The 21,392-nt window shown below is 36.4% G+C and carries 19 protein-coding genes and 1 pseudogene; 5 read left to right on the top strand and 15 right to left on the bottom strand.

Going from position 1 to position 21,392, the window contains the following annotated elements; translation table 11 throughout:
• Nucleotides 1–24: 24 nt before the first annotated feature.
• Nucleotides 25–1,278 carry a sigma-70 family RNA polymerase sigma factor gene (locus tag P9E47_RS15365; RefSeq protein ID WP_003332066.1) on the bottom strand — a complete coding sequence of 418 codons (1,254 nt, stop codon included), beginning with the start codon at nucleotides 1,276–1,278 and terminating at the stop codon, nucleotides 25–27.
• A gap of 340 nt (nucleotides 1,279–1,618) precedes the next feature.
• On the opposite strand from P9E47_RS15365, the gene P9E47_RS15360 reads away from it, so the two are divergent.
• Nucleotides 1,619–3,769 carry an EAL domain-containing protein gene (locus P9E47_RS15360; RefSeq protein WP_003332067.1) on the top strand — a complete coding sequence of 717 codons (2,151 nt, stop codon included), beginning with the start codon at nucleotides 1,619–1,621 and terminating at the stop codon, nucleotides 3,767–3,769.
• Nucleotides 3,770–3,829: 60 nt separating this feature from the next.
• On the opposite strand, the gene P9E47_RS15355 is transcribed toward P9E47_RS15360, so the two are convergent.
• The 4 genes from P9E47_RS15355 to P9E47_RS15340 all read right to left on the bottom strand — a co-directional run bounded on the left by P9E47_RS15355 (nucleotide 3,830) and on the right by P9E47_RS15340 (nucleotide 7,740).
• Complete coding sequence (locus tag P9E47_RS15355) at nucleotides 3,830–6,031, bottom strand: transglycosylase domain-containing protein (protein ID WP_326163916.1); 2,202 nt, start codon at nucleotides 6,029–6,031, stop codon at nucleotides 3,830–3,832.
• Between the two features lie 269 nt (nucleotides 6,032–6,300).
• Nucleotides 6,301–6,666, bottom strand: a complete 366-nt coding sequence (locus P9E47_RS15350; RefSeq protein ID WP_003332069.1) for a hypothetical protein — start codon at nucleotides 6,664–6,666, stop codon at nucleotides 6,301–6,303.
• 77 nt (nucleotides 6,667–6,743) lie between these two features.
• Nucleotides 6,744–6,869, bottom strand: coding sequence for a hypothetical protein (locus tag P9E47_RS15345; RefSeq protein ID WP_003332070.1), 126 nt, complete (start codon nucleotides 6,867–6,869; stop codon nucleotides 6,744–6,746).
• 1 nt (nucleotide 6,870) lies between these two features.
• Complete coding sequence (locus P9E47_RS15340; protein ID WP_003332071.1) at nucleotides 6,871–7,740, bottom strand: DNA-3-methyladenine glycosylase family protein; 870 nt, start codon at nucleotides 7,738–7,740, stop codon at nucleotides 6,871–6,873.
• Between the two features lie 437 nt (nucleotides 7,741–8,177).
• Here P9E47_RS15340 and ahpF point away from each other — a divergent pair, with 437 nt between their 5' ends.
• A complete protein-coding gene (gene ahpF, locus P9E47_RS15335; protein WP_003332072.1) occupies nucleotides 8,178–9,704 on the top strand; it encodes an alkyl hydroperoxide reductase subunit F in 1,527 nt (508 codons plus the stop codon).
• A gap of 106 nt (nucleotides 9,705–9,810) precedes the next feature.
• Here the strand turns inward: ahpF and P9E47_RS15330 are convergent, their stop codons facing one another.
• The 4 genes from P9E47_RS15330 to P9E47_RS15315 form a co-directional block, all read right to left on the bottom strand.
• Nucleotides 9,811–10,743 (bottom strand): D-2-hydroxyacid dehydrogenase, encoded by a 933-nt coding sequence (locus P9E47_RS15330; protein WP_003332073.1) that lies wholly within the window; start codon nucleotides 10,741–10,743, stop codon nucleotides 9,811–9,813.
• Between the two features lie 87 nt (nucleotides 10,744–10,830).
• Nucleotides 10,831–11,142 (bottom strand): hypothetical protein, encoded by a 312-nt coding sequence (locus tag P9E47_RS15325; RefSeq protein ID WP_326163915.1) that lies wholly within the window; start codon nucleotides 11,140–11,142, stop codon nucleotides 10,831–10,833.
• Nucleotides 11,143–11,485: 343 nt separating this feature from the next.
• Entirely contained in the window at nucleotides 11,486–13,015 is a 1,530-nt protein-coding gene (locus tag P9E47_RS15320) for a malate:quinone oxidoreductase (protein WP_039957601.1), read from the bottom strand.
• Between the two features lie 399 nt (nucleotides 13,016–13,414).
• Nucleotides 13,415–14,050 (bottom strand): bifunctional 4-hydroxy-2-oxoglutarate aldolase/2-dehydro-3-deoxy-phosphogluconate aldolase, encoded by a 636-nt coding sequence (locus tag P9E47_RS15315; RefSeq protein WP_003332259.1) that lies wholly within the window; start codon nucleotides 14,048–14,050, stop codon nucleotides 13,415–13,417.
• A gap of 168 nt (nucleotides 14,051–14,218) precedes the next feature.
• Between P9E47_RS15315 and P9E47_RS15310 the strand changes: the two genes are divergently transcribed.
• The 3 genes from P9E47_RS15310 (at nucleotide 14,219) to P9E47_RS15300 (ending at nucleotide 16,712) form a co-directional block, all read left to right on the top strand.
• Nucleotides 14,219–14,566 carry a PadR family transcriptional regulator gene (locus P9E47_RS15310; protein WP_003332258.1) on the top strand — a complete coding sequence of 116 codons (348 nt, stop codon included), beginning with the start codon at nucleotides 14,219–14,221 and terminating at the stop codon, nucleotides 14,564–14,566.
• A complete protein-coding gene (locus P9E47_RS15305; RefSeq protein WP_003332256.1) occupies nucleotides 14,547–15,185 on the top strand; it encodes an HAAS signaling domain-containing protein in 639 nt (212 codons plus the stop codon). Before P9E47_RS15310 ends, P9E47_RS15305 begins: the two co-directional genes overlap by 20 nt.
• 69 nt (nucleotides 15,186–15,254) lie before the next feature.
• Nucleotides 15,255–16,712 (top strand): DUF4153 domain-containing protein, encoded by a 1,458-nt coding sequence (locus P9E47_RS15300; RefSeq protein WP_003332255.1) that lies wholly within the window; start codon nucleotides 15,255–15,257, stop codon nucleotides 16,710–16,712.
• An 80-nt stretch (nucleotides 16,713–16,792) separates the two neighbouring features.
• Here the strand turns inward: P9E47_RS15300 and P9E47_RS15295 are convergent, their stop codons facing one another.
• The 6 genes and pseudogenes from P9E47_RS15295 to P9E47_RS15270 all read right to left on the bottom strand — a co-directional run.
• A complete protein-coding gene (locus P9E47_RS15295; RefSeq protein WP_035197381.1) occupies nucleotides 16,793–16,996 on the bottom strand; it encodes a hypothetical protein in 204 nt (67 codons plus the stop codon).
• Nucleotides 16,997–17,074: 78 nt separating this feature from the next.
• The gene (locus tag P9E47_RS15290; protein WP_326163914.1) at nucleotides 17,075–17,788 is read right to left on the bottom strand and encodes an ABC transporter ATP-binding protein; all 714 of its coding nucleotides are present in this window, start codon (nucleotides 17,786–17,788) and stop codon (nucleotides 17,075–17,077) included.
• The gene (locus tag P9E47_RS15285) at nucleotides 17,781–18,746 is read right to left on the bottom strand and encodes an ABC transporter permease subunit (protein WP_003332252.1); all 966 of its coding nucleotides are present in this window, start codon (nucleotides 18,744–18,746) and stop codon (nucleotides 17,781–17,783) included. The genes P9E47_RS15290 and P9E47_RS15285 overlap by 8 nt, the downstream gene beginning before the upstream one ends.
• 37 nt (nucleotides 18,747–18,783) lie before the next feature.
• Nucleotides 18,784–19,290, bottom strand: coding sequence for a nitrous oxide reductase accessory protein NosL (locus P9E47_RS15280; RefSeq protein ID WP_003332251.1), 507 nt, complete (start codon nucleotides 19,288–19,290; stop codon nucleotides 18,784–18,786).
• Nucleotides 19,280–20,713: a NosD domain-containing protein gene (locus P9E47_RS15275; protein WP_326163912.1), complete on the bottom strand. Its 1,434-nt coding sequence runs from the start codon at nucleotides 20,711–20,713 to the stop codon at nucleotides 19,280–19,282. The genes P9E47_RS15280 and P9E47_RS15275 overlap by 11 nt, the downstream gene beginning before the upstream one ends.
• 193 nt (nucleotides 20,714–20,906) lie before the next feature.
• A pseudogene (locus P9E47_RS15270) lies at nucleotides 20,907–21,384 on the bottom strand (aromatic amino acid lyase); the annotation flags it as partial.
• Nucleotides 21,385–21,392: the final 8 nt, after the last annotated feature.

Genomic DNA, 21,392 nt, shown 5'->3' with positions numbered 1-21,392 from the left:
CCTTGAAAGAGCTTAATAGAATTATTATTTTTTTACACAACAAGCAGATAGTAGAGGGACTTGAATTAAATCATTTTCATCTTCATGATTCATAAACTGAAAATGATAGGAATGATTTTCTTTGATATCAACAATTTCAAGACCTGCCGCCTTAATCCATTTTCGTAACTGACTTACTTTAAAACCAGACCAGAAATCATGGGCTTCCTTGAACAACCAGTTTTTATTTGTAAACACAAGATCCGCGATAATGAGTTTCCCTCCAGGAACCAAAGTCTTAGCAATATTTGTTAATGCTGTTTGCGGGTTAAAAATATGATGAAGCACCATACAACAAAAGCCAATATCAATGGATTCCTGTATTTTGTTCATTTCTTCACATACATCCGCATACAAGGGATAAATATTCCCCTGGCCCCGTTTGCATACTGATCCTGCTAATTTGTTTAACATTTCCCTTGAATTATCAACTGCATATACTGTTGAAACTTTAGGACTGAGCTTTTTAGTAAGAGTCCCTGTTCCACATCCAAAATCAGCAGCTATCATCCTTTTATTTAAAAGAACAAACGAGAGTAAATAATCCTCCAATTCCTTCGGATACCATTTTTGTCTATAAGGGTCAAAGTTCTGGTTGAAACCATTAAAGAAGTCTTTTGTCTTCAATGAAATTTTCGCTTCTATATTAGAAGGAAAGTCCGTAATATCAAACCATGTAAGCAGCATTTTCAATTCATATCCTGTTAATGGCAACTTTAAAACATCTGGGTTTGACTCTTTCAATACTTGCTCAAGAAGTGCCCTTCTTGCCCTCCTAATAAGAGAACTAAATGCTTCTTCGGAGATTCCCAAAAGATTTGCACTTTCTTTGTAGCTAAATTGTTGAATATCAAAGAGGTACAAGGCTTGTTGATGACTTTTTTTTAACTTTTTTAACATATTAAAAAGAAAGTTCTTAAGTTCTTCCGAAAAAATTTTTCTCTCTATCGTTTCATCTAAAAAGTGAATACTAGAATGGAAAAATTCCCGTTTCACACTTTCCTCCTTAGTTTTTTGGGATTTTCTCCAATAATCGATGCAATGGTTGCGAGCCACTTTCAAAAGCCAAACCTTTGTTTGTTCGCCTTTTAAATTTTTCATTAATTCTTTATTTTCACAGACTTTAACAAAAATGTCTTGGACAATTTCCTCTGTTAAATCAGGGTCTTTCATCCTATTCTGTACATATAGGAATAGTTCCTTATAAAAATTAGAATAAAGTACATCAATTTGTGTCATATTACATACACTCTCCATATGGAAAAAGCTTATCGATCGATCTATTTTTATATTAAAATACCTATCTACAATTTGAAATTGCAATTGGAGAGGGTTCATATATTGTTAAAATACATGTGACAAATTAAAGAAATTATCCTGCCATTCGACGGAAAAAAGAATCCGAATCGTTACATATAGCGCGGGAAGGGTTAGGGGCACGGTTTGAAGTTACGGATAAAAAACATTCAGAATGTACTGGACGCCAGACGATAATTATTAACTATTTCTATTATTCTTTTTGCAAGTTACAATAGAAGTAGTTGGATCAATTGGATAATCAAGGGAGGATTCCGAGAGAATGCCCATTCGTATAAAACTTATCATCATGTCCTTACTATTTCTAGCAGTACCGAGCCTATTAATTGGAATTATTGGTTATCAATCTTCTAGAAATAGTTTAAAAACTCTTGGGGCTGAAAGCCTACAAACCGATGTACGGATGACTATTGAAATGATTGAAGCATTAGATAAACAAGTAAAAACAGGAAAGGTTTTATTGGAGGATGCCCAGGAACAAGTCAAAGAAGCAATTTTGGGAAAAAAAGATGCGAACGGGAATCGCCCTATCAATCCACGCCTGAACTTAGGAAAACACGGCTTTATATTTATTATAAATTCAGCAGGGGTTGAACTTGCACACCCAAACTTTGAAGGAATGGATGTATGGGAAATAAAGACAACGGACGGTGTTTATTCAACCAAAGAAGTCGTAAGGGCTGCCAACAACGGTGGAGGGTTTGTCACCTATGAATGGCCCTTGCCAGATAATCCTAATGTACATATCCCCAAAATCACCTATGCGGAAAAGGATCCAAATTGGGATTGGATTGTATGTGCCGGGGCGTATTTACCCGACTTTAACGCCGGAGCGAATCGTGTACTATATATATTGTTGTTTACCCTAGGAATCTCACTACTTGCTGGTGTAATTGTCATTCTGTGGTTTTCAAAAAAAATGACGAAACCCATTATCCAAGTAGCAGAACAGGTAAAGTTAATTGCCCGTGGAGACTATACACAAGAGCCGATTGAAATAACAAGCAAGGATGAAATTGGTGAATTGGTATTAAATTTTAATATAATGAAAGAGAATCAAAAAAAGGCTATTTTAAAACAGAAAGAATATCAAGAAAGAATTGAATACATGGCGTTCCACGATGATTTAACAAAACTACCTAATCTTCGTTACATAAAAGAAAAACTGACACAGGAAATGCAAAGTCACAAACCATTTACACTTCTGATTCTTGATGTCGATCGATTTAAACAAAGCAACGAAGCTCTTGGGCACTCCATCGCTGATTTAATCCTAAAATCGGTTGCAGACAGACTAAAAGAACAATTTCCATCCCATGTATTTGTTGGACGTCTTACAGGGGATGAATTTGCAATTATTTACCCTGGCTTGAATCAAGAAGACGAGTGGATCTCGGTGTGCAAACAAATACAAAGTCGAATTAACGAACCTTTGCAGGTTAAGAATCTTCTCCTAAACGTGTCTGTAACTATAGGTAGTGTTGTTTATAATAACAATAAAATTGAGGTGGACGAGTTTTTAAAACACGCGAACATGGCGCTTATGGAAGCACAACAACAACAGGTTCCTTTTCAAATGTACCAACCATCTATGGATGGCAAAGCATTCGACCGTCTTGTTTTGGAAAACCATTTGCATCATGCTTTGCAAAGAAATGAACTTCGTCTGGTCTATCAACCCCAGGTAGATATTGGAACCGGTCAAATACAAGGAGTAGAAGCGTTGCTTCGTTGGCACCATCCAAGCTACGGTTTCATTTCTCCAGCCGAATTTATCCCCATCGCCGAAAATACTGGACTTATTATCCCAATTGGAGAATGGGTGCTTCGGACAGCATGCAGACAAATAAAAGAGTGGCACGATCAAGGGCTTTCATTCCTTCAAATTGCCGTGAACCTGTCCTCTCGCCAATTTTATTCGCAAGACTTAATCGAAACGGTGAAAGGAATTCTTCTAGAAACAGGATTACCACCCGGGGATTTGGAGCTTGAGATTACAGAAAGCATGATGATGAATATGGAACACGCATCAAAAACCTTACAAGATCTCAAACATTTAGGATGTAAAATTGCCATAGATGATTTTGGAACAGGGTATTCTTCCCTTAATTACCTAAAACATCTGCCGATTCACCGCCTGAAAATAGACCAATCGTTTATCAGGGATCTTGCAGAAAACGAACAGGATGATACGATTGTATCCACTATTATTTCGATGGCGCAACATTTACAGCTTGATGTAATTGCGGAAGGAGTAGAAACGCCAGAACAAATGGACATTTTACGAAAGAAACAGTGTACTCATGTGCAGGGATATCTCTATAGTCCACCCCTAGCACCTGAGAATTTCCTTCAACAATGGGACCAACTGCTGCAAAAAGCGAACACTCTAGCATCTGAACTAAATGAATAAAAAAATGATGACACTCATTCGATTTGTTGTGAGTGTCATCAGCCCTTGCTTCAAATCGTTCTAATCCTCATGCTTATGTTTTCCCTTCCCTTTGTCTCTTTTTTCTTTCCACTCTTTTTCTTTCCACTCTTTTTCTTTCAATTCTTTTTCTTTCAATTCTTTTTCTCTATATTTCCATTTTATTTTTCCATTTTCAGACCAATTTTTGTCTTTGTTAATACTCGGTATTATTGGTATTTCTGCCGAACTGACACCTTTTATATAAAGTTCATTATTCACTTTATAAACACTATCGGGTTGCTGGAAAGTGGATGCGTCTGTTCCAAAAGTTTGCATCATCGCTTTGAACATATAGTGTGCAATTTTCGTTGTATTACCGGTCATATAGTTACCCTGACCGTTCTCAGTGTAGCCGGTCCAGACTGCCATTGTATACTGCGGTGTATATCCAACAAACCAGCTATCATTGGTTGCATTATCCGGGTATCCAAATTGAGCCGCTGTTTTTTCATCAAAGTTTGTTGTCCCAGTTTTTCCAGCGATATCAAGCCCCGGTACTTTCACAAGTTTACCTGTTCCATCATTTACAACCGTACGCAGCATATCTGTCACCATATAGGCAGTATAATCCGCCATCACCTGCTTGGGCTTCTCCTCATTAAAATTAACAACCTTTCCATCAGGAAATACGACTTTTTGAACAAAGTGCGGTTTTCTGTATTGCCCACCATTTCCAAAAGCACTGTAAGCTCCTGCCATTTCCAATGGGCTCACGGTATTACTTCCAATTGCGTAGGATTCATAAACTTTATCATTTTTAAAAGTTATGCCTAGTTGTTCTGCGAAAGTCTTTGCTTTCTCCTCCCCTACCGCCCTTAATGTGAGCAGTGCCGGAATGTTGTAAGAGTTTTGCAGGGCTTTTCGTATAGTCATGATTCCATGATATTGACGATCCCAATTCGAAATTGGTTCACCTGTTGAATACGTCGTTTTTTGATCATCGATTAAATGTCCAGTTGACCATTTCAAATGTTCGAAGGCAGGACCATAATCAAAAATCGGTTTAAATACCGAACCCGGTTGGCGTTTCATTTCGATTGCAAAATTATGCCCTAGAAATTCCGCCTTATAGTCGTTTCTTCCGCTACCAATTGCTCTAACTTCACCCGTTGTAGTGTCCAAAAAAACGAAGGCTCCCTGAAAGTTTGAATTTGGATAGGCAATAATCTCATCCGTGTTCAACATTTTTTCAGCATATTCCTGCGCTTTAGGATCCAAGGTTGTATAAATAGATAACCCATCCGTGCTAATGTCAACTTCTCTCAATTTACTCATTACCTCTTTTGCAACTGCATCTAAAAATGCTTCATAAGGCATACTTTGTTGATTATTCTTGGATACAAGGCCATCCGTAACTGGAACTTTAGACGCTTCTTCCATTTGGTTCTCTGATATATAACCTTCCCGAAGCATTGACCGTAAGACAATATTACGGCGCTGGGTAGCTGCCTCGATGTTTTCCAGTTTAGTAGGATCATAATTATTCGGACTCTGGGGCAATCCGGCTATCATGGCCGCTTGTGCCAACGTCATTTTATTTAAATCCTTTTCTTCAATTCCATAATAGTTCTTTGCTGCTGCTGCCACCCCATAAGAGCGGTTACCCAAGTATATTTTATTTAGATACATCATTAAAATATCCTGTTTCGAATACTCCTTTTCCAACTGATTGGCCAAATCCCATTCTTGTACCTTTCGCTTCAACGTTTTTTCTGGCGTCAAAAAAGAGTTTTTGATTACTTGTTGGGTAATCGTACTGCCCCCTTGAGAGCCGAAATCGCCGGTAACGTTCACAAAAATCGCCTTAGCAGTTCTTTTTATGTCGATACCTTGATGCTCGTAAAATCTAGAATCCTCCGTCGCAATAAACGCTTGTTCCAACACTTTTGGAATTTGATCATACGTAATTTTTGTTCGCTTTTCTTTCCCATACTCATAAATGAAGTTTCCGTTTACATCGTAGAATTTCGTTGAAAGAGGGTCTATTAGTTTAGAAGCGTCTAAATTTGGGACATCCTTTATCATGGAGGCGAATGTTAGAGCCCCTGCACCAGTTGATACAATTCCTAGAACAAGACAGACAATGAGCACTTTTTTCATTAAGGACTGTATTTTAGGCGTTTTTTTATTAGTATTTTGCTGCGCTTGTTTAATTTTTTCGGCTTGCATTCGTTCTTGACGAGATTTGTATTCTTCTGACATTCATGTTCTCTCCCATGGTTCGTTATTCAAAGGTGAATAGTAATTATGATAGAAAAGATATCATACTTAAAACCATTCGTAAGGAACATGAGTTTTTTGAGGTTTTTTTGTAAAATAACAGAATATTTTTTGTCATCATAGTTAATTTCACTTAAAATAGGAATTGATTACATACATTTGCAAAAAAGTACCTTGGAAAGAGCGGTGGTCCGATAGCAGTTATGGAGTCTACTTTTCTTTAGTAGACCCCCAATAGATAAGGTATATATTCACTTCTTAACTTTAACTAATTTCAGCAATTCCTCCAATGTACTTCTTCTAAACCCATACAACTCCTTTATTGCCAATCCCATTGCAAGCCATAATGTTGTTCCCTCCGAATTGAATTCAAATGGTCCAATCGTTGAATCAAAAATGGGAAATAAATCAATTACTTGATCTGCTCGATACCGATAATTATACTCTTGAAGTGCATTCAAGGTTTTAACAAAATCCCTAAACTTCGGTTCCCATAGCAACTGTTTTGTCGAAGATCGTAATCCTCCACCATCCGTACCATACACACAATCAAAAATTGCTGTCATTGTTTCTTCATCTAGATAAACCAAGCCTTTTTCGTTGACTCTAATGGACATAATAATGCCCCCCTACGTTATTTTAAGAATCAAAAAGCTCCCTTATGCGTAAATTTTACCATTTTGCAGACAGATAATTAAATAAAAAAGTAAATGTAAAAGAAAAAAACAGTTGTTTGTTCTTCGATGTCTGCTGCAGGACCGAAAAATTCAAAATGGATACGGTCTGTTGGCACTCCCCATTCTTTCAAAGCACTATTCATTTCATTCGATACTTCGCCACAAATATAATGCCGCGTAGCTTAAATATGGCTCCCACCTATGTTTGTATTGTTCAATTTCTTCCAATGTTGGTTTTCTATCAAGCCTATACAATTTCTTTAAAGCATTTTGAATACCTATATCCGTTGCTGGAAAAAGATTGGGTCTCCCGAGGGCAAACAAAAGGAAGTTTTGAATCGTCCAAGCGCCAATCCCACGAATTTTGATTAATTCATTGAAAATCTCTTCTTCCGATTTCCTTGCCAATGCCTCAAACTCCAAATCCCTCTCAGCAACTGCTATTCCAATACCAATCACGTATTCTCCTTTTCTGCTGCTAAATTGCATGTCTCGTAATTGCTCAACCGTTATGTTCGCTACAATTTCCGGATTAGGGTAAAACCAAACACCATCAATTTCGTTACCAAATGTTTTAACAAAACGTTCTGTAAGAGTATGGGAAAAAGACAAATTTAACTGCTGGTGAATAATGCACTTGACTAGACAGCTAAAAGGGTCAAAATCAAGCACCAGTGGTGTTCCGAAATGCTCTTGAAAAAGATCACGAAGATCTGTTTGTTGAAAATGGCGGTTGACCTGTTTTAAAGAAGTATTCCATTGGAAAATTTCAGATATCCTCTTAATTTGTGCTTCCTTTTGTTTTGAGTTATTTCCTGTTAGTTTAAAAACTGGCTTATTAACTGTACCAAGTCCCGTTACTTCTACTATATATTGATTTTTTTCTTCTATTAAAATAGGAACTTTAATCAACCGTTTTTGTAAATCTACTTGATTTAATGGATCTATTGCATGCCGCTCAATCACCCTATCGAATTGATATGGTCCTTCTATTTCAATTACTTCTTGCCACATCTACTTTCATTCCTTTATGTAGTTTTCCAGTATTATAGCATTGATTTTCATTTGAATAAATTTCAGTAAAAGCTTCTTTGTAATTATTCGTATTTTGGGAATTTCCATACATTTTTTTAATATAATAGAATTTAATTCATATAAAGCCCGGATTCCAAATTGAAAAGGAGGAACAATCTTGAAAATCGAACAAGCTAAAGTTAATGAACTAGGATTATCATCTATAAACTCTTGTTTGAGAATATTTATAATATTCTATTTTCTGTATTAACGCATAAACAAGCAAAATTACCAGTGATTTCTAAGATTTTAGTTGACAAATTACTCTCTTTAAATAATAATAAATTTATAATTATAATAATTCTAAATAAGAAGTGAATAATATTTTAAAATTTATTAATTTAATTAACTCAAGGAAGTATAAGGAGTGAAAGACCATGATTTTAGATAATGAAATTAAAGCGCAATTAGAGCAATATCTACAATTAATGGAAGGTGAAGTACATATTAATTTGAGTGTTGGGGCCGATGATGTTTCACGCGACATGACAGCTTTAGTTGAAGAATTGGCTGCCATGTCTCCGAAAATACAGGTTGAGAAAACAACATTAGATAGAACACCTAGTTTTAGTATCAATCGTATTGGTGAAAACACTGGAATTACATTTGCTGGGATTCCACTTGGACACGAATTTACCTCTTTGGTGCTTGCTTTATTACAAGTAAGTGGTAGAGCTCCAAAGGTGGATCAGAAATTAATCAATCAAATTAAAAACATTAAAGGGAACTATCGCTTTGAAACCTATGCTAGCTTAAGCTGCCACAACTGCCCGGATGTTGTACAAGCCTTTAATGTGATGAGTCTTTTAAATCCTAGTATTACGCATACAATGATTGATGGAGCAGCATTTAAAGAAGAAGTAGAAAGTAAAAATATTATGGCTGTACCAACCGTTCATTTAAATGGAGAATTCTTTAGCAGTGGCCGTATGTCATTAGAAGAAATTCTTGCAAAGCTCGGAAATACTCCGGATGCTTCTGAATTTGCTAATAAAGACCCATTTGATGTGCTTATCGTTGGTGGAGGCCCCGCAGGTGCCAGTGCAGCTGTTTATGCGGCACGAAAAGGAATTCGAACAGGAATTGTAGCCGACCGCTTTGGTGGTCAAATCTTGGACACACTTGGTATTGAAAACTTTATCAGTGTGAATTATACAGAGGGTCCTAAGCTTGCGGCAAGTCTTGAAGAACATGTGAAAGAATATGACGTTGACATTATGAACCTTCAGCGTGCTAGAAGAATAGAAAAGAAAGATTTTATTGAAGTTGAACTGGAAAACGGTGCTGTTCTAAAGAGTAAAACAGTTATCCTCTCAACAGGTGCCCGCTGGCGCAATGCAGGTGTTCCTGGTGAGGAAGAGTTTAAAAACAAAGGTATTGCTTATTGTGCTCACTGCGATGGTCCATTGTTTGCAGGAAAACATGTAGCAGTAATTGGCGGGGGAAATTCAGGAGTTGAGGCAGCTATTGACCTAGCGGGAATTGTCAAACATGTAACCCTTTTAGCTAGATCCGTACTAAGAGCGGACCCCGTTCTACAAGATCGTGTTATGAGTCTACCAAACGTAACCATCATCCAGAATGCTCAAATCAAAGAAATTACTGGCACTGATAAAGTTAACGGTATTACCTACATCAATTGTGAGACAAATGAAGAGGAGCATATCGAGTTGCACGGAGTATTTGTTCAAATAGGCCATGTTGCAAATACTGAATGGTTAGAGGGCACCGTCGAACTTAACAAACATGGTGAAATTATAATCGATAAAAATGGTGCAACGAATATTCCGGGGGTATTTGCAGCTGGAGACTGCACCGATACACCATATAAGCAAATTATTGTCTCAATGGGATCAGGCGCTATCGCAGCATTAGGGGCCTTTGATTATCTAATTAGACATTGATAAAAAATATTTCTATTAATAGAAAGTCACTTTACACCCACAATTAGTGTAAAGTGACTTTCTTTTTATGGGAACCTATTTCTTCTTGCCACATGAATGTTTACTCCTAATACCCCTTCGAAACATCCACCTTATTTAGCAATGCCTCGTTTTGTTCAATTTTCTTCAACGTATCAAAGAAGCATGTAACAGCCTCATCTAGGTCAGTTATCGCTGAGATATGGGGAGTGATAGTGACATCCTCTCGAACCCATAATGGTGAACCATCTGGTAATGGTTCTATAGTCACGACATCTAAAACAGCTTTGCGGATCTTTCCATTATTCAAAGCAGCAATGAGGGCTCCTTCATCTACCGTTGCTCCTCTACCTACATTAATAAAAGCAGCATCATTAAAATGACTGAACAATTCACTGTTAAAGAGTCCTTTTGTTTCGTTGGTTAAAGGAAGTGTACTTATCACCCAATCAGCTTCAGGTAAAATTGTCGCAGCGGATGTGGTAGTAACAACCTTTTGGAAATATTCTTTCTGCGCTCCACTTTGAGAAACGCCGTACACATTCGTTCCAAAAAAAGAAAAGCTCCTTGCTACCTCTTGTCCAATTTCGCCTGTACCAAAAACGACAAGGGCTTGGTCTTTTAACATAACCGGTGGATTACGAACCCACTTTTTCTCTTCCTGTAATTCCTCAAAATATTTTTGATGTTGAAGATCTCTTAATATGTAGCTTAAACAGTACTCACTAATTCTTTGCCCAAATGTGCATATTGTGCGAGTAAGGACCACATTATTTTTTTCCCAGCCATCTATCGCTAAATAATTATTCACACCGGCATTAAAGGAATGAACCCATTGAAGTTTTGAAAGATCAAAATGGGAGGCAGGGGCAGAACCAACATAAGCATCAGCCCATTCCAAGTCTACTTCAGTAATTTCATCAATAGCCACAAAACGGAAATTTTGACAAATAGTCTGAGGCATGTGCTTTTGAAAGATCTCCTCATATAAGCCAGCCACAAGAATATTATTAATTTTCATTTTAAAACCCTCCATGATCACTTATGTAAATAAAATGGAAGCAAAAGATGATTCCATTGCTTCCATAACTGTTAAGGTAATTCCAAATTAATCATAGCGCACTTGGTCTTTACCCTCAATAATTAGCTCTAGTTCATTATAAAAATTAAGTTCAAGCGGTGCAGGTATACGTTCCATAATGTCTTTGATTTCATCAAGATTTTCTGCCTCTTCCATGGTGGTTGGAGGCTGTTGTAAACCTTGGAACCATACCTTTAGCTCATCAATGAACTCATAAAAATGCATCTCAAACCTTTCGGCGTTATCCGCACCTTCATCCCCTGAAGTTTTCGTCATCAAATCCCAATCTAGAAGAGCATCTTCCAATTTCTTTGTTACACGATTAATCAATTCATCCACCACCTTTTACCAACTCTTCATTGATTATTAGAAAAACACGTAATTTGCCCATAATGGCAAATTACGATGTCTTTTCTTATACTATAATCCATAAAATTTTATAATTTCTTATAGTATAACAAAACACTCATGAGCGACTACTCCCAATCCAGTATGAGAATAGTCGATTGGCATACCTTCTCTTCGCTGTTGCTCCAAAAGGCAGGAGCAAAGGCTCGTTCAGGCATACCAACCGACAATAATTTTTCTCACAGAAAAAAGCAGAAGGATCCTCTCCATTCTGCTTTACGTTTATGAAATTTTTGTAAATAACTTGTACATTATTGCACAAACTTATTCAATCTTAAGCATTAGCTAAAACTAACGTTTTATCGCTATATACAGCTTCTTTGTCCGTTAAACCAAGTGTTTCAGCAGTTGAAGCATGAATTTCATCTAGAAGTTCTGTATTTTTCATTAATGATAACCCGTAAGAAGGAATCATTTCCTTGATCTTTGGTTCCCACTCTTTCATTTGCTGTGGGAAGCACTTATTGAGTACTTGAAGCATAACGTGAACTGCAGTTGAAGCGCCTGGTGATGCACCTAGTAATGCAGCGATTGAGCCATCAGCAGCATTTATTACCTCAGTACCAAATTGAAGTGTTCCTTTACCGCCAGCTTCAGTATCTTTAATAACCTGAACACGTTGACCAGCTACAACGATATCCCAATCTTCACTTTTAGCTTCAGGGATAAACTCGCGCAATTCTTCCATACGTTTTTCTTTTGATAACATAACCTGCTCGATCAAATATTTAGTCAATGGAACGTTCTTTGCACCTGCAGCCAACATCGTTACCAGATTATCTGGTTTAATTGAAGTAATTAAATCCATATTAGAACCATTTTTTAAGAATTTTGGTGTAAAGCCTGCAAATGGTCCAAATAGCAATGATTTTTGATTATCTATATATCTTGTATCAAGATGTGGTACAGACATCGGTGGAGCACCAACTTTAGCTTTGCCATATACTTTTCCAAGATGTTGGTCAACAACTTCCGGATTATTACATACCATAAATAGTCCGCTTACTGGAAATCCTCCAATATGCTTTCCTTCAGGGATGCCGGATTTTTGTAGTAAGTGTAGGCTACCACCCCCGCCTCCGATAAAGACGAATTTTGCACTATGGCGTTCAACTGTACCCTTTTCAAGATTTCTTACTTTTAATTCCCACAAACCGTCGTTCGTACGTTTAATATCATCAACACTATGATTATAGTTTATATTAACATTTTTACTTTCTAAGTGTTCAAACAGCATGCGTGTTAAAGCACCAAAGTTAACATCCGTTCCTGTTTCGATTCTTGTTGCAGCAATAGGTTCATCTGGTGTACGGCCATTCATAATAAGCGGAATCCATTCCATTAGTTTGCTAGGGTCATCTGAAAATTCCATCCCTTGGAATAATGGATTTTTTGATAGCGCTTCAAATCTTTTCTTTAAAAATTCGACATTTTGTTCCCCTTGTACTAAACTCATGTGGGGCAGCGGCATGATAAATTCGTGTGGATTATTTATCAACCCGTTCTTAACAAGATAAGACCAAAATTGCATTGAAACCTGGAACTGTTCGTTGATATTAATAGCTTTACTAATATCAATAGATCCATCCGGCTTTTCAACTGTGTAGTTAAGCTCGCATAGAGCTGCATGTCCGGTTCCAGCATTATTCCATTCGTTAGAGCTTTCCTCCCCTGCATTTGCTAGTTTCTCAAATACGGAAATCTCCCATTCTGGTACTATCTCTTTTAAGATCGTTCCTAAAGTAGCACTCATGACTCCGGCGCCAATTAAAATGACGTCTGTTTTAGTTTCCCTGTTACTCATTTCTACCAACCTTTTCCCCTAGAATTTGTAGAAAGATGTAGGCAGCACACCGACGTAAGGTGCAAACATGTCACACACCTTTTCTTTTTTCAATTATAACTCTATTATGCAGTATTACAATTGTTTAAAGATTAAAAAGTATGAAATTATAAGATAATTATAAATTATTTAAATCTAGTGAAATTAGTGTGAATATATTCACAAAGCTAAGTAATAACTTTTCTTTACATTGTCATGATATCACCAAATGGATGATGCTGTAAATAAAATTCAAAAAAATTTCACTTGAAATTTTACAATTGTTTACCTTTTACCCTTTCAATTACTAAAAGATCATAGAATTGGAAAGTAATTTATTATGTCGATTGATGAAAATCCACTATCTGAATTTCGACATTTTTAGATTGTAGCTTCCCTAATTTTCCGCAACAATAATTCCGCTTTTTTAGTAATACTTTCAAAGTTACTGCTTGCAATCGCAGCTTTATCAATTAAACTGCCACCAACTCCTATTCCAACTGCCCCTGCTTTTATAAAATCAATGACATTTTCAGGGCGTACTCCACCCACTGCAACCATTGGAATATGGGATAACGGCCCCTGTAATTCTTTAATATAGCTACTTCCTAAAATACTGGTTGGAAACACTTTAACAATTTTCGCTCCAGCTTTATACGCCTGTACAACTTCTGTAGGAGTCATAACTCCTGGAAGAATACCGATATTATGCTCTAATGCATATCTGATAATCTCTTCATCTACGTTTGGAGTAACAAAATACTTAGCACCTGCGGCGATTGCTTTTTCTGCTTCTGCAACGTCAAGAACTGTTCCTGCCCCAATGTATAACTCTTTACCGAATTTTTTATTTAACATCGAAATCATTTCTACTGCTCCATCTGTATTCATGGTGACCTCTACGAGCTTGATACCCCCTTTATATAGTGCTTCAGCAACAGGAATGATATCCTTTTTTTCAATACCTCGAATGATTGCAACTATATAGTTTTCTTTTATTAAATCAACAAAATTCATTTTCTCCTTTTCCCTTCGTAAAAATATTTGCAATTTTCTTTACTGCTTATTTTACATTTTAAAAATACTCTCATCAATTTTCTACTTGAATTCCATTTTTAATCTTTACAAATTATTGGATAAATTATAGAATCTCTATATACCTAAAAACTCTAGGTAGGTGAAAGTATGTTTAATCGTGAATTGGTAAAAGGAAGTACATCCCTTTTATTGCTTCAACTGCTCGATGAAAGAAATATGTACGGCTACGAGCTAGTGAAAGAATTAGAAAAGCGCAGCGATAATGGGTTTTCTGTAAAGGAAGGAACATTGTATCCAGCACTACATAAGCTTGAAAAGCAGGAATATATTGAATGCTATTGGCAGGAGCAAGAAAAAGGTCCAGCCCGTAAATATTACAAGATTACCGAAGCCGGAAGAGAGATGTTAGAAGAAAAAACCCAAGAATGGAACGACTTTGTTTCAGTGATCAATACGGTATTAGGGAGAAAAAAACATGGAACGGCTGAAGAATGATTTCCTAACCGAACTTAATTCTTGCCTTGGCAATCATCCGGAGAAGGAATCGATTTTACAGGAATATGAAGCCCATCTTGAGGAACTCCTAATTGAGTTCCTCAACATAGAAAATGAAGCTGAAGTACAGGACAAAGTTTTCCAAAGGTTTGGCACACCCGATGAAATTGCTGCAATATGGGAGGAAGAGCTTTCTGTTACACCAAGCAATATGAAATGGTTATTTATTTCAGTCAATATTTTTTTCTTTGGCGGAGGGGCCATACTAACCCTTGCCCATAATGTATTCGATTGGACTTGGTTGAAAGGACTATGGAATCAGTTGACGTCCATTCCTATCTTGATTGCTCTGATTTACATGGTGTTTTGGGCATTGCTTGGTTATGAAATAGGGAAAGGTTTTGGACATAAAGGCAAGAAAGTATTAAAACGAACTTTTATATTAGCATTAGTGCCGAATTTGACCTTGATGTTTTTAACGGTTTTCAAGATCATACCACGAGAATGGTTCCATCCATTGTTGACAGAAACATTTATTGGGTTATGTATTTTCCTTACCATACTGCTGTACCCTTTATGTTTGATAAGCTACAGATGGGGTAAGAAAGCTTCTGTGTAATTTTTTTAGCTATATACATAGATAAACTATGTATATAGAATTCCTATTTAGGATTTTGGAGGGATTGAAATGGAGTTTAAAACAGAGAAGAAAGATTGGATTTTTTTATTTTTATGTTTTCTTGTTGGAATAGTCGCGGAAGAATCGTTCTTTAGGTTTCAGATTGGCATCTCCTATTTTGTGTTTATCGTTTGCTTTTATTCGTTATTTTTTTGGAGATTTCGTTCGTTTTCATTTTCTCATCAACGTTTTGGTTATTTGCTATTAATTTCGATATGGATTTTGGCCGCCGGCTATTACACATATGATACGGCTCTGTTTTACTTATTAAATGTTCTGGTCATTCCAGCGCTTGTTATTTTTCATCTTATTTTAGTTACTTCTCCGAAAAAATTCGAATGGAGTAATTTCAATTTTGTTTTTTACACCCTACGTCGCCTAGTTGACGGGATCCGTTATAATGCAACCTTTATAAAATATACGTCCAAGCTATCAAAAAGCGGAAATAATACGAAGCGTTTTGATGTTTGGAAAAAGATTTTAATTGGGATCGGAATCTCTGTTCCATTTTTATTTATCATTATTAATTTGTTAATGAAAGCTGATACTCAATTTGCAAGAATTTTAACCAATATCCCGAATTTTATGACCTTCAGAGGCGATCTTGTTATTCGTTTTATTATCATTGTTATTATTACTTTTCTATTTTTCGGCTTTTTGCAGGTGCTTTTACAAAGAAAAGTGGAAATGATTCAAAAGGATGGGATGATCAAGCCCCTTTCAATGGATGGGGTCATAACATTGACGGTTCTATTACTTTTAGACTTGGTGTACATCCTGTTTGTCGCTGTCCAATTCAAATATTTTTTCAGTGGGACGCTTGAAGACGGCTTCACTTATGCGGAATATGCACGGCGCGGATTTTTCGAGTTACTTTTTGTGACGATGATTAATCTAACAGTGACTGTCGCTGTTATATATTCCACGAAGCTAGTTCTAGGATTTCTAAAAAAAGCAATCCGTTTTACTCTAACTGTTCTTGTTTTATCAAGTAGTGTTATTCTAATATCTGCCTTCATGAGAATGTTGATGTATGAGGATGCATATGGTTTTACCTTTTTGAGAGTGCTAGTCCATTCTTTCATGATTTTTCTTATGTTTATCCTTGCCTATACGCTTGTGAAGATTTGGCTTGAGCAGCTTTCCTTGTTTCATTTTTATTTTATCGCAGCACTCGTCTATTATGTCGGTATCAATACCGTCAATCTCGATTGGATTGTTGTGAAGCAAAACATAGCCCGCTATGAGGAAACAGGAAAAATTGACATCCACTATTTAAACCAATTTTCTTCTACTGGTATTCTTGGACTGATTGAGCTTTACGAGAAAAATCCGAATGTTCCAGGTTTGGAAACGTTGCTTAAAGAGCGAAAGCGAGAAAGAGAAATATTAACGAGCGATGCTTGGCAGTCACGTAATTTTACTAGAGATAAAGTTTATAAAATGCTTGGGGATTTGGATTTATAAAGTCGAAGTGCCGAGCACTTCGACTTTATAACCTAGTTTACATAATATATTTATGGTTTTATTCTGCTTTTCACAATGATTTATTTATGACTTTCTAGCTTATTCTCCATAATCTGCTTTTCTAGCATCCTTGCTTTTTCTTCTTCTTTTTTAGAAAACTTAATGATTTGGTTGATAGCTAAAAAAGTTAGAAGAACAAAGATTAATACCATCATAAAAGCCGGAATATATTCCAATTTATTATCAGGAAAATACATTTCAAACATGACCGACATCCCTTTCATTTGTTTCACTTACTATATTATAAACTAAAGTTTATTAAAAATATAATAATCAAACAAATAAAAGGGACATTTTGTCCCTTATGCAACACTATGTGACTTTTCGAGTAATTTAAGAAAAACTTCCTCCAACGTTTGTGTTGCGTATTTTTCATAAATTTCTTCGAGGCTGCCACTTTCTTTTACCTGACCTTCAAATATTATGAAAACGCGATCGGAGATTTCGGCCACATCTCTCATAATATGGCTACTTAAAATCACTGTTTTTCCATTATTAGTTAGATCTTTAATGATATTCTTAAATTCAATAACCCAATAAGGATCTAGCCCATTCGTAGGTTCATCAAAGATGTAAACATCTACATCGGACAAAAGTGCTTGTGCTAGATTAACACGCTGTGACATTCCTTTTGAAAATGAACTAATTTTTTGGTTGCGTACTTCCCATAAACCTACTTTTTTTATGACTTCCATCATCTTCTCCTTGCTTGCATCCACAAATGTACGATAATACATTAATACTTCAATAGGAGACAATTCTCCCGGAAAATTCATATGATCGGGCATATAGCCAAAACTTTTTTTCTTTGAAGTAAGAAATTGGATTATGCCAGATGATGGTTTCTCAATTCCGGTTAGCAGTTTAATTAAGGTACTCTTTCCAGCCCCATTCCCTCCGCAAAAAACAACACATTCTCCTTTATTTATGGAAAGGTCAGTAGAAGATAACACTTGTTTTTTCCCGTAGGTCTTGGATAAGTTTTGAGCTTTAAGAACGATAGTTGGATTAGCCAATGCGCTCCCTCCTTTTTTTGATTGTAAAATTAGCAAGAACTAATGAAATTACAATCATGAGCACAGATGATAGGATCACATAATTAGTTAAACTTCCATCCTGCCCCCACTTATGAATCAGTAAATATTCAGGACCAAATATATAATCCGCATTAAGCTTCGTGATGGACCAGACACGTAATGATTCAATTGGATTAGAAAGTACTAGAACAAGCATGCTATTTAACTTTTGCGCATATGGAATCCAATCTATAATTGAAAAAATAATAAATTCATAACCAATAACAAGAAAACTCCATACACATAATGCATAAGACAGACCTTGCATTCTAGTCATACTAATTGAACCAACCAACACTGATAATGCTGAAAAAATGATGATTAGAAAAATATTTAATAAGAAAAAGGTTGTAAAAAAGTTAAACTGTGCCCCATCGGTGGTAAAAGCGATGACCATTCCAAATAACCCGTAGGAAATTCCTAACGCAACCAGCATTGAGATACAAAGAGCTGTAAATTTACTAAGCAAATAATAGAAAAATGGCATCTGATAAGTATGGTAAAGGGCTAACCTTCCATCCTCTTTATCAGCGACAATTGCATTTGTACCAAGTATTAAACAAATGATAGGGAGCACCCACAATGATAAATTCATTAGCATCGCAATGGCACGATCATATCCAGCCTTCCCATTATTGGAATCACCGGGCTCATCGGAAGCCATTTCTTCCAGTCCAAAAAAGGAAGGATCGATTGAGCCTGTATCAATACTCGATGAGATCGAAGAAAGACCATACTTCACTTCACTCGGGTCCGCATCTAGCGACTTCAAACCATAGAAATAAAAGAGAGCGGCCATTAAAAGAAGTAGAATCATAAAATTAAGAAGCCATTTACTCCGCAACAAAAGTCGTAATTCATACAATGTCATTGAGTTCAACGTTTTTAAATTTTTCATGTATAATCATCCTTCATAATCGGACTTGTTTTACTTTTTACATGTTATGTTCAGCCTCATGACCGACCCCGGCATCAGAACCGTGCCCTGCATCCTTTAATGCTTGAACATCAGCTTTAAGGACGTCTCCAGGAGTATACAATTCTCCTCCATTTTCAGCTTGGAAAGCTTTTGCCTCTTCTGCAAATGAGAAGGCTACAAAATCGTAATTCATTGGAGACTTTATCTTACTGCCTTGAATAAAAACAGCGTTGTTCATGTCAATCCATTCACTAGTCAAGTAATCATGAACAAAAACATTGGCAACCTCTTCCTCGTGATCTTTTATAAAAAGAACCATACAGCCGATATCGTCAAACTTCTTTGGTGTGCCGTCTTTCAATATAACTTCACTTGATGCTTTTACATCCTGTATCCCCATATGACACTCGTCACAACCATCAACATTGGTATCAATTGGCTGCGGCTTAAAAGCATCTTGGCTTGAGCATCCTGCTACTATCACAAATAAAAGCAATATTACACAGAAAAGTTTACGCATCATTTTTCATTCTCCTCGTATACCATAATGTTAAGAAACTGATAGACATAAATACTAGGAAAAATCCACTCTTTTCAAGATCTACTGCATTTTCCCCATCATTCTTCATTACTTTTTGCTCAATCATAGTGTCAATCACTACCGGTGTTTGAATTGGATTTTCATCCACAATGAACTGTTTGGAAGGGATAGGGACAAATTGTTCAATCGTATTCCATAACCCTACCGCTGGACTTCCAGAGAATATTTGTAAATAAGGTTCCTTTGTCGTTAAATGGTAAAAAACATCTCCACTTTTATAGGCGTAATTATTTGTCCCTTGCCGATTGAATTCCTCTAGTAGTACCGGCCTTGTTGAATAAATAGACGCATGTAACGTTGGCTCATCCCGATCTAAATGTAGATGACGCTGATCATCCCAGTAGTTCCCAAAACCTTCAAGATTAAATAAGTTTTCATTTTCTTTATCTGTAATAACTTGCTGATTATTATTTAAAAAATTATTCAAATAGATTCCATTATCCTCTGAACCTTTGGCAAGTTCCATTCCCTTGTCATTTTGATCAAATTCATTAAATGAAATTTCATTTCTTTTCCCGTTTTCAAGATACATACCTTTATTATTTTTTTTGACAATATTCATTGAGATTTGGGAATCAAATGTATCAAATAGAAAGAGGCCAGCCCCTTCAATTGTCGTATTTGCAAATAGATAGTTTTCTTTAACGGATAGCCGTTTACTTTGCATAAGCATTAATCCATTACGACTCTTTGACAATTGGTTTTGATGAATAATCACATCGTCCGAATCCATCGTGTGAATGCCATACCTAACATTGGTAACTGTGTTTCTACTAATTTCACTTAAATTTGAGTAAGATAGATAAACTCCATCATTCGTACCAAAAATAATATTATTCCTGATATGGGAATGCGGTGCTTCAATCAAATAAATTCCGTGGCCTTTATGAACAATAGTATCATCTGTGTAGCTTGTGATGATGTTGTCATCGACTTGATGGCCGTAACTATTCTTTAGAACAATTCCATGAAAGACGTCATAAATCTTCGTATTTTTAATGGAACTACGATTTCCATTCACATGAATGCCCGCATTCTGTGAACCGCTTCCTTCAATTTGTAAGTGTTCAATAGCCACATCATCCGCATTGATTGTAATGACATCACCCTTGTTAGGGCCTTTTATGATCACCCCTTTTTCACCTTTAATAGTAAGCGGCTTGTTCACAGAGAAGTTTCCTTGATAAATACCTTTTTTAATCTTGATAGCATCGTTTTCAGCCGCCGTTTTCAATACCGTCTGCAATTCATTTTCATTTGTTACACGGAACTCTTCAGCTCCAGCTTTCCCACTAAAAATGAAAAGAGCTGTTACCAATAAAAAAAAGTAGGTTGGCCATTTCATAACTGACTCCTTTTTATAAAGTTATAAATTTGCACGCTTTCTGCACAAGTTCTGCATACTTTTTAATAACTATATCAAGGTAACTACTATATAAACGTGAGTAACATCACATAATTGAGTTTGAAAAATGGCGAGTTTATGTACGTTTTGTGAGAAAAGTATGAAAAGCGAACCAAAAGTTCGCTTTTTATCGTCAATATAGATTTTTCTCTTTCAACCATTTTGCAAGTGCCTCCATATCCTTTGAAAAAATTCGATCCCTTCTATCTAATAGAAGGAACAACTTCTCTCCCCTCTGTATAAAATGCTTTAGTAAGTGGAGACATTTTTTCAATGCCGCGATATTCAACGGCCTGCATCGCACAAATCATTTCAATCGCTAGTACCCTTCTAACATTTTCGATAATGGAATAGGCATGACGTGCTCCAATGGTGCCCATGCTGACGTGGTCTTCTTGGTTTGCGGATGAAGGGATGGAATCGACACTGGATGGGTGGGCAAGTGTTTTATTTTCTGAGACTAATGAGGCGGCTGTATATTGCATTATCATCGCTCCTGATTGAAGCCCTGGGTCTGGACTTAGGAAGGCTGGCAGATCATTTAATTGCGGATTCACTAATCTTTCTATTCGTCTTTCTGAAATACTAGCCAATTCCGCCATCGCAACCCTGTTTTCAT

The organism is Schinkia azotoformans (assembly GCF_035811335.1).
Classification (GTDB): domain Bacteria; phylum Bacillota; class Bacilli; order Bacillales; family Bacillaceae_J; genus Schinkia; species Schinkia azotoformans.
The sequence above is the reverse complement of the archived record's forward strand: the minus strand, read 5'-3'. Positions and strand labels throughout refer to the sequence as shown.